The organism is Domibacillus iocasae, from assembly GCF_001750285.1.
Taxonomy (GTDB): domain Bacteria; phylum Bacillota; class Bacilli; order Bacillales; family Domibacillaceae; genus Domibacillus; species Domibacillus iocasae.
In genome coordinates this window covers 70,417-84,998 of record NZ_MAMP01000001.1, presented here as the reverse complement: position 1 = coordinate 84,998, position 14,582 = coordinate 70,417, and the positions used below count along the sequence as shown (strand labels likewise).

At 46.6% G+C, this 14,582-nt stretch carries 12 protein-coding genes and 1 pseudogene; 12 read left to right on the top strand and 1 reads right to left on the bottom strand.

What is annotated here, in order from left to right; all coding sequences use genetic code 11:
* The first annotated feature begins 79 nt into the window (after window positions 1–79).
* The 9 genes and pseudogenes from BA724_RS00455 to BA724_RS00415 all read left to right on the top strand — a co-directional run bounded on the left by BA724_RS00455 (window position 80) and on the right by BA724_RS00415 (window position 7,381).
* On the top strand, window positions 80–796 hold the full coding sequence (locus tag BA724_RS00455) for a FadR/GntR family transcriptional regulator (RefSeq protein WP_069936728.1): 717 nt from the start codon (window positions 80–82) through the stop codon (window positions 794–796).
* Between the two features lie 140 nt (window positions 797–936).
* Window positions 937–1,653: a (Fe-S)-binding protein gene (locus BA724_RS00450; protein WP_069936727.1), complete on the top strand. Its 717-nt coding sequence runs from the start codon at window positions 937–939 to the stop codon at window positions 1,651–1,653.
* A gap of 13 nt (window positions 1,654–1,666) precedes the next feature.
* On the top strand, window positions 1,667–3,097 hold the full coding sequence (locus BA724_RS00445) for a LutB/LldF family L-lactate oxidation iron-sulfur protein (RefSeq protein WP_069936726.1): 1,431 nt from the start codon (window positions 1,667–1,669) through the stop codon (window positions 3,095–3,097).
* A complete protein-coding gene (locus tag BA724_RS00440; protein ID WP_069936725.1) occupies window positions 3,094–3,804 on the top strand; it encodes a LutC/YkgG family protein in 711 nt (236 codons plus the stop codon). Before BA724_RS00445 ends, BA724_RS00440 begins: the two co-directional genes overlap by 4 nt.
* Window positions 3,805–4,266: 462 nt before the next feature.
* Window positions 4,267–4,806 (top strand): FGGY-family carbohydrate kinase, encoded by a 540-nt coding sequence (locus BA724_RS00435; RefSeq protein WP_069936724.1) that lies wholly within the window; start codon window positions 4,267–4,269, stop codon window positions 4,804–4,806.
* 12 nt (window positions 4,807–4,818) lie between these two features.
* Window positions 4,819–5,742 carry an aldose 1-epimerase gene (locus BA724_RS00430; RefSeq protein ID WP_069936723.1) on the top strand — a complete coding sequence of 308 codons (924 nt, stop codon included), beginning with the start codon at window positions 4,819–4,821 and terminating at the stop codon, window positions 5,740–5,742.
* Between the two features lie 55 nt (window positions 5,743–5,797).
* Entirely contained in the window at window positions 5,798–6,013 is a 216-nt protein-coding gene (locus BA724_RS00425; protein ID WP_069936722.1) for a hypothetical protein, read from the top strand.
* 18 nt (window positions 6,014–6,031) lie between these two features.
* Window positions 6,032–6,211: pseudogene (locus BA724_RS00420) on the top strand (MFS transporter); the annotation flags it as partial.
* Window positions 6,212–6,316: 105 nt separating this feature from the next.
* Window positions 6,317–7,381, top strand: a complete 1,065-nt coding sequence (locus tag BA724_RS00415) for a M20 family metallopeptidase (protein WP_069936720.1) — start codon at window positions 6,317–6,319, stop codon at window positions 7,379–7,381.
* A gap of 41 nt (window positions 7,382–7,422) precedes the next feature.
* Here the strand turns inward: BA724_RS00415 and cls are convergent, their stop codons facing one another.
* Window positions 7,423–8,949: a cardiolipin synthase gene (gene cls, locus BA724_RS00410; RefSeq protein ID WP_069936719.1), complete on the bottom strand. Its 1,527-nt coding sequence runs from the start codon at window positions 8,947–8,949 to the stop codon at window positions 7,423–7,425.
* A gap of 185 nt (window positions 8,950–9,134) precedes the next feature.
* Here cls and BA724_RS00405 point away from each other — a divergent pair, with 185 nt between their 5' ends.
* The 3 genes from BA724_RS00405 to BA724_RS00395 all read left to right on the top strand — a co-directional run bounded on the left by BA724_RS00405 (window position 9,135) and on the right by BA724_RS00395 (window position 14,571).
* Window positions 9,135–11,447, top strand: a complete 2,313-nt coding sequence (locus BA724_RS00405) for a 3-hydroxyacyl-CoA dehydrogenase/enoyl-CoA hydratase family protein (protein ID WP_069936718.1) — start codon at window positions 9,135–9,137, stop codon at window positions 11,445–11,447.
* A gap of 14 nt (window positions 11,448–11,461) precedes the next feature.
* The gene (locus BA724_RS00400) at window positions 11,462–12,640 is read left to right on the top strand and encodes an acetyl-CoA C-acetyltransferase (RefSeq protein ID WP_069936717.1); all 1,179 of its coding nucleotides are present in this window, start codon (window positions 11,462–11,464) and stop codon (window positions 12,638–12,640) included.
* A gap of 158 nt (window positions 12,641–12,798) precedes the next feature.
* Window positions 12,799–14,571, top strand: coding sequence for an acyl-CoA dehydrogenase family protein (locus tag BA724_RS00395; protein WP_069936716.1), 1,773 nt, complete (start codon window positions 12,799–12,801; stop codon window positions 14,569–14,571).
* The last annotated feature ends 11 nt before the right edge of the window (window positions 14,572–14,582 follow it).

Genomic DNA, 14,582 nt, shown 5'->3' with positions numbered 1-14,582 from the left:
TATAATTTGAACCTTTTCCAAAAATCAATAAAAATTTTACATATTTATGTTTATAATAAAAGAAAGAGGTGAGCATTCGTTGAAATATAAGCAAATTAAACCAAAAAAAATATATGAAGAAGTAGCTGACACACTACTTGAATCCATTCGTTCCGGTGACTTAAAGCCGGGCGAAAAGCTTGATTCTGTACAGCGGCTTGCTGAAAGCTTTCAAGTCGGCCGTTCTGCTATTCGGGAAGCGCTCACATCACTTCGTGCAATGGGGCTCATTGAAATGCGTCAGGGAGAAGGCACATATGTGAAGTCATTTGAAGCAGCGGGCATCGCGTTTCCTCTGCAAAGTGCGCTTCTTATGAACAGCGATGATTTAAAGAGTTTAATGGAGGTACGCAAAATTCTTGAAACCGGTATTGCTGCGTCAGCCGCCGAACGGCGTACACTGGACGACTTAAACGCAATGCAGCTGGCTGTAAGGGATATGGTGAAATATTCTGCTGATCCTGAGCTCGGTGAGAAAGCGGACCTTGCCTTTCATTTGGCTATCGCGGAGGCAGCTGGAAATAGTCTTCTCTCAAGCCTTATGCACCATGTCTCGGATATGACAGCAGAGTCAATGCGTGAAACAAGGCGCCTTTGTTTGTATGAGGAAACGGCAACAGTGGATCAGCTGAATGTCCAGCATGAAGCAATTTTGCAGGCGATTGAAAGTAGAGATGCAAAACAGGCAAGAAAAGCAATGAACACACATTTAGACTATGTCGAAATCGTTCTTCGCAATTATATGGACACTCATTAACATCCATCTGAAACCAGCGGAATTTCGCTGGTTTTTTCTGTGAAAAAATTGTTTGAAAGTTTGTAAGCGTTTGTAGTATCATTAAAAATAAACAAATTGTACAGGTCATCAGATGACCTTACTTTTATGGGGTGAGCAACGTGAAGGTTACGCTTTTTATTACATGTATCGTCGATATGTTTCAAGCGGATGTGGGCAAAGCAACAGTAGAAGTGCTTGAACGGCTCGGCTGTGATATTGAATTTCCAATGGGGCAGGTGTGCTGTGGCCAGCCGGCATATAACTCAGGCTATGTAGAAGAATCAAAAGATGCGATGAAAAAAATGATTGCGACATTTGAAAACGCGGAAGTCGTTGTAACGCCATCCGGTTCATGTGCAACGATGTTCAAGGAATATCAGCACATCTTTCACGATGATCCCATTTGGCGTCCGCGTGCGGAAAAATTGGCTGCGAAAACATATGAGCTGACTGAATTTATCGTTGATGTGCTAAAAGTGGAAAATGTCGGGGCAAAGCTGAGCGGCATAGCGACGTACCATCCATCGTGCCACATGACGCGCCTTCTCGGCGTAAAAGATGCGCCGATGACATTGCTTCAAAACGTTGAGGGACTTCAGTTTGAGCCGCTGCCAAATGCTCATAATTGCTGTGGATTTGGCGGAACATTCTCAGTGAAGATGGGCAATATTTCCGAGCAGATGGTCGATGAAAAAGTCGATTCAGCAGAAAAAACGAAAGCAGATTTTTTAATTGGCGCAGATGGTGGCTGCTTAATGAATATTGGAGGCCGGATTGAACGAAGAGGAAAACCGATCCGCGTGATGCACATCGCGGAAGTGTTAAACAGCCGGTAAGGGGGAGAACAATATGGCAATGAAAATCGGTGAAGGCAAATTTAAAGATAACGTTAATAAAAACCTGGAAGATACGTTTATGCGCGGAGCAGTGGCTGGCGCGCAGGAACGGCTCCGCACGCGACGTCTTGATGCGGCAGAGGAACTCGGCAACTGGGAAGAATGGCGCTCGCACGGGGAAGAAATCCGCAAGCACGTGTTAGATAACCTCGATTATTATTTACATGAATTAACGGAAAACGTTCAAAAGCGCGGCGGGCACGTGTTTTTTGCCGAAACGGCGGACGAAGCGAATGCGTATGTGCGTGAAGTCGTAAATGCGAAAAACGGCAAAAAAGTGGTTAAAGCCAAATCCATGGTCACAGAAGAAATCGGCTTAAATCAAATTTTAGAAGATGAAGGGTGCGAAGTGATCGAAACGGATCTCGGCGAGTACATTTTACAGCTTGATGAGCATGATCCACCATCTCATATTGTCACACCGGCCCTGCATAAAAACAAGGAACAAATTCGAGATGTGTTTACGGAAAAACTGGAGTATAAGCTGACATCCAAACCGGAAGAACTGGCGCTTCACGCTCGTAAAAAGCTTCGCCAGGAATTTTTAACAGCGGACATCGGCATCACCGGCTGCAACTTTGCGATCGCGGAGTCTGGATCTGTGGGACTTGTGACAAACGAAGGAAACGCGGGTCTTGTATCAGACCTGCCGAAAACGCAAATTACGGTAATGGGCATGGAGCGGATTGTGCCGACATTTGAAGAATTCGACGTGCTTGTGAGCCTGCTGACACGCAGTGCAGTCGGGCAGAAATTAACAAGCTACATTACAGCACTTTCCGGTCCTCGCGAGGAAGGAGACGCTGACGGACCGGAAGAATTCCATCTTGTCATCGTAGATAACGGGCGTTCGAAAATCTTAGGTACGGAATTCCAGTCTGTGCTGCAATGCATTCGCTGCGCGGCGTGCATTAACGTCTGCCCGGTGTACCGCCACATCGGCGGGCATTCATACAACTCGATTTATCCAGGACCAATTGGTGCTGTTCTCACACCGCTTCTTGGCGGTTATGATGACTTCAAAGATTTGCCTTACGCCTCTACTTTATGCGCAGCTTGTACAGACGCCTGCCCGGTGAAAATTCCGCTTCATGAGCTGCTGCATAAGCACCGGCAAGTTATTGTCGAGCGGGAAGGGCGCGCGCCGATTTCAGAAAAATTGGCGATGAAAGCGTTCGGGCTTGGAGCGGCATCGAACCCAATGTATGCGGCTGGTTCCAAAATGGCCTCTGCTATGATGAAGCCGTTTACGAAAAACGACCGTATTTCAAACGGCCCGGGACCGCTGAAAGCGTGGACCGAAATCCGCGAATTCCCAGCGCCGAACAAAGAACGGTTCCGCGACTGGTTTAAAGAACATGAAAAAGGAGGCGGGAACCAATGATCCACAACCGTGATTCTTTTTTAAACAATGTAGCTGCGCAGCTTGGCCGCAGCCGCAATACAAGCGTGAAGCCGGAGCGCAACTGGCAGTTCCGCCCGCAGGATAAAACGCTGACGGATAAAACACCGGATGAACTGATGACCGTGTTTCGCGACCAGTGCCAGCTTATTCATACCGAACTTATTGAAACGAACGGCAGCAAATTGGCAGACGTACTGGAAGCGACTGTGAACTTATATGGAGGCGGACCGGTTTCAATTTGGCAGGACCCGCGTTTCATTGAATTTGGTCTCGATGGATTGATCAACGAAGCCTGGCCGGCCCGCAACATTGAAGTAAACGAATGGAATGCTGCCCGCGGGAAGAAAAATGTAGCGGAAGCGGAGCGGGCGAATGTCGGCATTACGTTCAGTGACATAACACTTGCGGAATCCGGCACAGTCGTTTTATTTTCCGGTGCAGGAAAAGGCCGTTCTATCAGTTTGCTGCCGCATAAATATATTGCGATTATCCCGAAAAGTACGATTGTGCCGCGCATGACGCAGGCAGCGCAAGAAATTTCCCGCCGCGTCCAGGCCGGGGAAACTATTCCTTCGTGCATTAATTTCATCACCGGTCCAAGCAATTCCGCCGACATCGAAATGAACCTCGTGGTTGGCGTGCATGGACCGGTGAAAGCCGCTTATATTGTAATAGAAGATATGTAAAAAAGAGAGACATCCCCTGTCTCTCTTTTCTTATGCCGTGATAGCGGCATTTCTTGGAGTGATGGCACACTTCATCAAAAAAGGCACGATACTGTGTTAGTAGGAGGGAGCAATAATATAAAAGTCGCGCCAACTTGATTTATGCTGTAATGCCATTAGTAAACGGTTCAATCATCATCGAACATGCGCCAAGTGCTGGCGCATTTTTTCCAAGGGACGAAGGGAGAAACGCGTAACATATATCGAAGCGGACATTCATAATGAATAACCTCCTGTAAAAGCCGCCGCTTGGCCAAAGCACGGGTTGAAGCGTCATTTGAATTATGCGAAAGAAAGGGCGCGTTGATTTCCGCTCGCTTGAAAAATATGCACTTGAAAACAGCCAAATTCAAAATTGTTCAGGTCGGCAGGGAAATTTAAAAACAATCTTGAATCAATATTTGCTAGGGAGCTAAAGATGAGATGCTGGCAGAGGTTGGGGCCATTCCACCGGGCGCTGGCGGGCTCCTATATACTCCTTATTTAATTGGTGAGAGGACGCCTCATCCGGATTCAGTCATCCAGGCAAGTTTCATTGGCATTGACAGTATCCATACGAGAGCCCATTTTGCGAGAGACGTCTTGGAAGGTATTACGTTCTCTTTACAGGAATCTATTGAAATGTTCCGAAATGAAGGGAAAATGGTCGATACGGTGATTTCAATCGGCTGCGGAGCGAAGAATGATGTATGGCTGCAAATGCAGGCGGATATTTTCGATGCGAAAGTTGTGAAGCTACAAAACGAACAAGGGCCGGCGATGGGCGCTGCGATGATTGCGGCGGCCGGAAGCGGAATATTTGATTCTCTCGAACAGTGCTCAAATGTATTCATTAAAGAAGGACAGACGTTTAAACCGGATTCGGAACGGGCAAAGCAATATCGATCATTGTTTTCTATTTATCAGAGAGTGTATGATCAAACAAAGGACATTAACGAACAACTGCAGTCATTTCGCTCGTAAAGGGGTTTTCTTATGATTGAGCACGTACTATTTGATGGCATTGAGGCGATTCAAGCGTCTAACGATCATCTTCAATTGCTTCTCATCCCGTCGTTCGGAAGCAATGTCATTTCATTGGTTGATTTGAAAACAGGACAGGAATTGCTCGTTAAACCGGCTTCTTTTGCGGCGTTAAAAGAGAGCCCGATTTTGCACGGCATTCCAGTGTTGTTTCCGCCGAACCGAATCGAAGGCGGAACGTTTACGTTTAACAATGTCACCCATGAATTTCCGATCAATGAAATAGGCAAACATCATATTCACGGTTTTGTGTATGATCAGCCGTGGGACGTAACAGCACAAAAAGAAGAGAATGGCCTCATCACGATTGAAACAGCGATTGGGCTTTATGAGCCGGAAATTTATAAGGATGCGTCCATTCATTTAACGTATGAACTCGATGGCGCTGTTTTACGCCAGCGAGCTATTGTGAAAAATAATGGCAGCGAGCCATTTCCTTGGGGAATCGGCTATCATACTGCTTTTCAATTTGACGAAACTGTATCTACCTTTTCTTTAACGAAAAAAAGCCAGTGGACGTTAAGTGAAGAAGCGATTCCGACGGGCGAACAAGTGCCAGGTGAGCCGCTCCGGCATAAAAATTTACAGGGCGTGCCGCTGGATGACGCATTTGCTGCTGTTGAGCAGGAAAATGAAGCGATCATACATAACAAAGAAGCGGGTCGTACGGTCACGTACCGGACTGATTCTTCGTTTAAGCATTGGGTCGTTTATAACGGAAACGGGCGTGAAGGTTTTCTTTGCCCCGAACCGTATACATGCATAACAAATGCATTTAACATGAATATTCCGCCTGATGTGACCGGATTACGCGTGTTGCAGCCGGGTGAAGAAGACATCGTAACCACCCAAATAGAGATTAAACATCCGCAGTGATTTTGCTGCGGATGTTTTGATATAATGCGGAAAAGGGTGGAAAGAAGAGGATTACATGAAAAAATCACTCATCGATATGCTTTTAAATGGAACGCCGCCGGACGATTATTTAAAGAGAGAAGCGGACGAGCTTCGCAGCAGAGAGAACGAGGCTGTTCCAGCGACCGTCCAGGCGAAAAAAGAACGGTTCACACCGGAACTCAAACTGCTTCTTGTAATGACAGGTCTGACGCTCGGCATGATGGGCATCGGATATATGCTGATTTTTTAAAGGAACTAAAAAAATGAAATGGAATGGAATTACTTTTTTATGCTGGCGACGGTGTTCATAGGCTTTCTTATTTTTGGCTTTTCAGAAAATGTAAAAGGACCGGCAATGCCGCGTATTCAAGCCGATTTTGAGCTCGATGCCTTTCAGATGGGCACACTTCTTTCATTTAATTCGCTTGCGTGTGCGTTTATCGGTATTTGTGCGCTTTTTTGTGCACTGTTCAGCTTCTTTTTGTATGTTTATTTGCACAGACAAAAGGAAGTTATATAAAAGAGTGTTTTTGCAGTAAAGGAGAGAGCGTGGATGAAAGAATCAATTGTATCTTTGACACGAAAATTGATTGAATTCCGAACGGTGGAAAAAGACCGGATTAACGCGGCCGCTGAATATTGTTCAGAATGGCTGGCAGCGAACGGTGTTCATGCGAGAGTCCTTGACAATGAAGGATTGAAAAGTGTCGTTTCTATTATCGGAAAAGAAGGACCGACGGTTATTTTAAATGGGCATTTAGATGTCGTGCCGGCCGGACCGGATCAATTTATTCCATATGTGGCGGAAGGAAAGCTTTACGGACGGGGCAGCTTTGACATGCTCGGGTCGGTAGCGGTAATGATGCATGTGATGGCTGAGCTCGTTCAAGAAGAGCTGCCGTGCAAGGTGATGCTCGCTCTTGTACCGGATGAAGAAAAAGGCGGGCAAAAAGGCACAAAGTATTTAGTAGAGCATGGGTTAATTGGTGACGTTGTTATTTGTGGCGAAACAACGAATCTGGATATTGCTGTACAAGCAAAGGGCCTATTGCAGCTGGAAATAGAAATTGAAGGGGTTTCCGCTCACGGCAGCCGGCCCTGGCTTGGCGATAATGCCATCTTAAATGCCGTTGAGACATATAAGAAGATTGAAGCACTGCCCATTTTTAATGTAAGTACGCCTTATTTTGAGCATCCGTCACTTAATCTGGCCCGGATCCAAGCCGGTCAGGCCATTAATCAAGTACCGGATCGCTGTATCATGGATCTTGACATTCGCTATTTGCCGGGGCAGAATCCGGCTGTGTTGCTCAGTGAAATAAAAGGAGTGGTAAATGGGACAATTCGGGTGCTGAGTGAAGGAGAGCCCGTGCAAACGAATCCAGATCATCCATTAATCGTCAGGCTTCAAAAAACAGCCGAGCATATACGAGGGCGAAACATCGAGCTGTTTGGCCAGCATGGAACAGCCGATACACGTTTTTATGCGGCACGCGGCATTCCGGCGGTTGAATTTGGACCATGCGGTGCCAATCATCACGGAAAGAATGAATATGTGGAAACAGAATCATTACTCACCTTTAAAGAAATATTAACAGAATACATTTGTGGGTTTTAATCCAATAAAAAACGGTCACCTTAGCAAAAGGTGACCGTTTTTTACAAAATTGGTGACAGCAGACGGGCTAGTGATTCGCCAATTCGTTTTAGAAACGTGCGATGTTCGTAACGTTCGCGGCTGACCGGAACAGATTCAGAAAAGTCATGAAGAAAATCAATTTCAATTTTTTCGACAGCAGGTGTCCGGTTATATAAAAATGTCATCAATTCATGGTTCAACCGGAAACTGCGGACATCGAAATTGGCCGTCCCGACAATAGCATGCACATTATCAATTAATAACACTTTAGCATGAATAAAAGAATCATCACGATACGAAAACACTTTTACGCCAGCGCTGAGTAAATCTTTAAAATACGAATTCGTTCCATAAAACGAAATAGCCCGGTCGCCTTTACCCGGTACAATTACACGCACATCTTTACCGCTGCGGGCTGCAACACGGATGGCAGCAAGTGCTTCATCATCTGGCACGAAATACGGAGAGGCGATCCAAATCGATTTTTCCGCTGACTGAATCATTTCCATCATGGCATCGCGTACGTCGCGTTCCTCATTATACGGTCCCCCGTAAACGGTCTGCACCATTTGATTGGCTTCATGCACCTTTGAAGGAAAATACACTTCAAATCGAAATGGCTCTTTTAATTCATCTAACAGCGATGACTTGGCACCTGTCGCATGAATCCAGTCGGTAATAAAAGCTTCTTGCAGCTGGCGGACAGCCGGCCCTTCCATCCGAATGTGAGTATCGCGCCACACTTCGAATTGAGGCGTATTGCTTCGGTATTCTTCGCCCACATTTAATCCGCCTGTAAAACCGGTGTGACCGTCGACCACAACCATTTTTCGGTGGTTTCGCAAATTGGCGGTGCGCGTCAGCCAGGGCGATACGATGGAGTCAAATGCATGCGCTTCACCCCCCGCATCTCTGAGCGGTTTTAAAAACGATTTCGGCAGACTGGACGAACCGAGTCCGTCAAACAAAAAGCGCACGTGCACATTTGCTTCTGCCCGTTCAATGAGCGCATCACGTATTTGCTTAGAAATTTCATCATCTTTGAAAATATAATATTGAATATGAATATGGTGTTCTGCGTGGCGGATCGCCTCTAAAATAGCAGGAAACGTTTCATCACCATTTGTTAAAACATCTACTTTATTGCCGGCAAGCGCTTCAAAGCCCGTCATATTCCGGATATTTTTCGCTTCGGGAAGCTGTTCCGAAATGTCCCATTCCTTTCCGAGATGCCGCATTGTTGTAATAAATTTAACTGTTTCTGAAATTACATGCTTCGGCATCAATCGTCTTCTCGGATCGCGTCCGAACACAGCGTATACAACGGCACCGGCCAGAGGGAACGCGAGAACGAGCGCACTCCAAGCCACTTTTGAATTCGTGCCCCTTGAATCAAACAGAAGCAGATTCAGCACGACAAACACCGAAATCCCACCGGCTAAATACGTAAACGCAACCGACAATTCATTCGAATAAAAACGGATCGAAAAATAAACAAGACCAACAAATGCAGCTAGGACAAATAATTGTACAATCTTTTCTCTCATGGCTGTCACATCCTTTCCCAGTGCCTGACCTCCATTGCATTAAAGCAAAACAACAGGCACTCCATCAACTTTCCACTAGTTTACCCGAAAATTTCCCTCATGTGACAGTTGAAATATAAAAAAAGGTAAGGTATAGTAAAAATATAATAAATGAATGAGTATTCATTCAAGAGGGGGACACGAACGTGGTTCAGCACATTCATAAAGCGGCCGTGATCGGATCTGGTGTTATGGGGTCTGGTATTGCAGCGCACCTGGCCAATATCGGTATTCCATCCGTTTTGCTCGATATCGTACCGGATAAAGCAGAAAATCGCAATCATCTTTCTGAAAGCGCTATCCAAAAGCTGTTTAAGCAAAAACCCGCACCGCTCGCCTCTAAACAAAATGAGGCGCTCATTACAGCAGGTAATCTTGAAGATGATTTGAACAAATTAGCGGAAGCAGACTGGATTATTGAAGTCGTAGTCGAACGGCTTGACGTGAAAAAATCGATTTTTGAGCTTGTAGATGCCCACCGGAAAAAAGGCAGCATCGTTTCATCAAACACATCCGGCATCTCAATAAACGCGATGAAAGAAGGACGGAGCGGCGACTTTAAAAAACATTTTCTCGGTACCCATTTTTTTAACCCGCCCCGTTATTTAAAACTGCTCGAAGTGATTCCGACAGACGATACAGATCCAGCTGTGACAGCATACATGAAATCGTTTGGTGAAAATCTCCTTGGCAAAGGAGTCGTACTGGCGAAAGACACACCGAATTTTATCGCCAACCGGATTGGCACATACGGTTTATTGAAAACGATGCACGTTATGAAAGAAATGGATTTGTCATTTGGCGAGGTGGATTCTATCACAGGTCCCCTGATTGGAAGACCGAAAAGCGCCACATTCCGGACGCTCGATGTGGTCGGTCTCGACACATTTATTCATGTAGCGAAAAATGTGTACGACCAGACAACGGGAGAGGAACAGGCTGTTTTTGATGTTCCGGAAGTACTTGCCCGCATGCACGAAAAAGGCTGGATCGGCGCAAAAGTAGGACAGGGATTTTTCAAAAAAGAAGGAAAAGAAATTTTAGAGTTGAACGCCGCGACGATGGAATACGTTGAACGGAAGAGAATGAAAGCGAATTCAATTGAAATGGCAAAGCAGCAAAAAGGGTCGGCCAAATGGAAAACACTCGTTTACGCAAAGGACGAAGCAGGACAATTTCTTTGGAAGATTCTTGCGCCGACACTTCTTTATTCAGCTCAGCTTACGGGCGAAATCGCTGACGACATCGTGTCGATTGACCAGGCGATGAAATGGGGATTTGGCTGGAACGACGGTCCCTTTGAAATATGGGATAAGATTGGTGTAAAAGAATCCGTTGAAAAAATGGAAGCGGAAGGGCTGGCTGTTTCAGGCTGGGTAAAGGAAATGAATGGTCCGTTTTACCAAGACGGACAGTATTATGATCCTGCTTCGAAATCCTACAAGCCGCTTGAGGAAAATGAAAAAGTCATTCATTTGCGTAAAGGAACAAAGGTGATTAAAGAAAACAGCGGTGCGCGCCTGCACGATATCGGGGACGGGGTGGCACTGCTTCAGTTTACTTCGCCAAACAACGCGATCGGCATGGATATTATTCAAATGATCAACGCCTCTATAGACGAAGTGGAGGAAAATTACAAAGCGCTCGTCATCGGCAACCAAGGGAAGAATTTCTGTGTCGGCGCGAATTTAGCGATGATTTTAATGGCGGCACAAGACGATGACATATGGGAAATTGATATGACCGTAAAGCACTTTCAGCAGGCGATGATGAAGATTAAATACAGCTCAAAGCCGGTTGTAGCCGCACCGTTTGGAATGACGCTTGGCGGCGGAACAGAAGTATGCCTGCCGGCTGCACATATTCAAGCAGCGCATGAAACGTATATGGGGCTTGTTGAAGTCGGCGTGGGTCTCATTCCTGGAGGAGGCGGCAACAAGGAGCTTTATATTCGCCATTTAAACCAAATGGCAGACGGTGTGAACTATGATCTGCAGGCAGTTGCCAATAAAGTATTCGAAACGATTGCGATGGCGAACGTTTCCGCATCCGCTGCGGAAGCGCGTGACAATCACTTTTTATATCGCTCAGATGGCATTAGCATCAATCAGGACCATCTTTTACACGACGCCAAAAAAGCCGCTCTTCATCTGGCGGATAGAGGCTATACGGCACCAGCCAGAAAAAAAATACCGGTCACTGGGGAAACCGGCTATGCGACCTTGCTCTTAGGCGCCCAGTCTATGCATGCATCCGGTTTTATTTCTGACCATGACTTGACGATTGCCAAAAAACTCGCCTGGGTTATTGCGGGCGGCAACGTACCATTTGGAACGAACGTTGATGAAGAATACTTGTTAGAGCTTGAACGGGAAGCATTTTTGCAGCTTGTCACGATGCCGGGAACACAGCAGCGCATGCAGCATATGCTCGTTAAAGGAAAACCACTTCGTAATTAAAGGGGAGAAATAAAATGAAAGAAGCGGTTATTGTTTCAGGAGCGCGGACACCGGTCGGCCGGGCAAAAAAAGGAACACTTCGTTATGCACGTCCTGACGATCTAGGTGCACTGGTCGTAAAAGAAACGCTCAAGCGGGCAGGAAATTACGGTGGGGAAATTGACGATTTGATTATTGGCTGTGCGATGCCGGAAGCGGAGCAGGGATTAAATGTAGCACGGAACATTGGCGCACTCGCCGGGCTTTCACATGATGTGCCGGCTATTACAGTCAACCGCTACTGTTCATCCGGTCTTCAGTCGATCGCGTATGCAGCAGAGCGGATCATGCTAGGCCATGCAAGCACAATTATTGCCGGCGGAACGGAATCGATGAGCTTAGTGCCAATGATGGGCCATGTCGCTCGGCCAAACGCTAAAATCGCAGAAGAAATGCCAGGCTATTACATGTCGATGGGTCATACAGCAGAAGAAGTCGCTAAAAAATATGGCATTTCCCGAGCAGATCAGGATGCTTTTGCCGTCTTGAGCCATGAAAAAGCCGCCCGCGCGATTGAGGAAGGAAAGTTTGTTGATGAAATTGTGCCGGTGGATGTCACGTTCCGTCAAGTGGGCACTGATCATAAAATACATGAAGAACATGTGACGTTTTCGATGGATGAAGGGGTTCGCCACGGAACATCAATGGGAGGACTGGCAAAGCTGCGTCCTGCATTTTCGGTTACAGGATCGGTTACGGCAGGGAACGCATCTCAAACGTCTGACGGAGCAGCAGCAGTCATGGTGATGGAGCGGGAGCAGGCAGAATCACTCGGATTAAAGCCAATCGCCAAGTTTCGCTCATTTGCGGTCGGAGGGGTTCCGCCGGAAATTATGGGTGTTGGGCCGGTCGTGGCTGTGCCAAAAGCGCTCAAGCTTGCCGGTCTTGAGTTGTCCGATATTGATTTGTTTGAGCTGAACGAAGCATTTGCTTCCCAGTCGATTCAAGTCATTCGGGAACTCGGGCTTGATGAAGATAAAGTGAATGTGAATGGCGGCGCAATTGCACTTGGTCATCCGCTCGGCTGCACCGGAACGAAGCTGACGCTCACGCTGCTGCATGAATTAAAGCGCCGTAATCAGCAATTTGGTGTTGTCACAATGTGTATCGGAGGCGGAATGGGAGCCGCCGGGATATTTGAACTGATCAATTAACGTAAATCTTCCGTTAATCGGGGCGTCATCTTCCGCTAACGGTTGGTTGAACGAATCGGGCTTTTACGGGCAGTTGGATCTCCCACCGATCCTCTTTGCCTTTCTTACAATCTTGAGGTGGGAATCTTACTGCCCGTTAATGCGGGAAAAAGGGGGAAATGATCATGGCAGCAAAAGGCGGTTCATTTTTAATAGAAGAAGTCGAAGCAAACGCAGTATTTACACCGGAAGATTTTTCAGATGAGCAAAAAATGATTGCAAAAACAACGGAAGAATACGTAATGGGCAGCGTTATGCCGGAAGTACCATACCTTGAAAAGCATGAATTTGACCGGACGGTGAAATTGCTGCAGGAAGCAGGAGAACTCGGGCTGCTTGCGGCGGATGTACCAGAAGAGTATGGCGGGCTCAACCTTGATAAAGTCAGCTCTGCGCTCATTGCGGAAAAGATGGCAGTGGCAGGTGGGTTTTCAATTTCGCATGGCGCACACGTCGGGATTGGAGCACTGCCGATAGTGTTGTTTGGCAATGAAAAGCAAAAAGAAACATACTTACCGGATCTCGCCTCCGGAACCCGTCTTGCCGCCTACGCGTTAACAGAGCCTGGTTCCGGTTCAGATGCACTCGGCGCAAAAACGACCGCACGGTTAAATGATGCAGGCACGCATTACGTGTTAAACGGTGAAAAGCAGTGGATCACTAATTCCGCTTTTGCAGACGTTTTTACCGTTTATGCAAAAATTGATGGTGAGCAGTTTTCTGCGTTTATCGTGGAAAAAGGCTATCCAGGTGTATCAACTGGTGCGGAAGAAGAGAAAATGGGGATTAAAAGCTCTTCAACCCGTACATTAATTTTGTCAGATGCAGAAGTACCGGTTGAAAACTTGCTCGGTGAAGCAGGACGGGGACACGTCATCGCCTTTAATATTTTAAATATCGGCCGCTACAAGCTGGGCGTCGGCACCGTCGGCAGTGCCAAACGGGCACTCGACATTTCGCTTAAATACGCGTCCGAGCGTAAGCAGTTTAAAACATCGATTGCCAATTTTAATTTGATCAAAGAAAAATTCGGTACGATGTCGTCTAAACTATATGCGGCGGAAAGTGCGATTTACCGGACTGTCGGCTATTTTGAAGAGCGGATGAGCGCGCTGTCTGAAGAGGAACAAAAAGATGGCAAAGCCATTGCGGAGTCCATTGCCGAGTACGCAATTGAATGCTCGCTCGGCAAGGTTTTTGGATCGGAAGTACTCGATTACATTGTCGATGAAGGCGTCCAAATTCATGGAGGCTACGGTTTCATGGAAGAGTATGAAATCGCCCGTATGTATCGGGATTCCCGGATTAACCGGATTTTCGAAGGAACAAATGAAATTAACCGGCTGCTCGTACCGGGCACATTTGTGAAAAAGGCATTTAAAGGCGAACTGCCGTTATTTGAAAAAGCAAAAGAACTGCAGGGCGAGCTCATGATGCTTATGCCGGAAGAACCCGGCGAAGAGCTGTTGGCGCAGGAAAAAATGCTCGTGAAAAATGCGAAAAAAATTGCGCTTCTTGCCGCCGGGCTTGCGGTGCAGAAATATGGAAAAGCACTGGAAGCAGAGCAGGAAGTACTTGCCAACATCGCCGATCTGGTTAACCTCGTTTATGCGATGGAATCAGCGGTGCTGCGGACAGAAAAAGCCATCGCGGTGTCCGGCGAAGAGAAGAATAAACAAAAAGTACTGTATACACAAATTTTCTGTCAGGAAGCGTTCAACGAAATCGAATTGCATGCGAAAGAAACGGTCATTGCCATTGAGTCCGGTGACAGTCTGCGCATGATGATGTCTGTGCTGCGAAAGCTCGGCCGCCATACGCCAATCAACGTTATTGCGAAAAAACGTGAAGCTGCGGATCGTCTGAATGAATCATTAAAATACGTCGTTTAACGAGCGGGCGC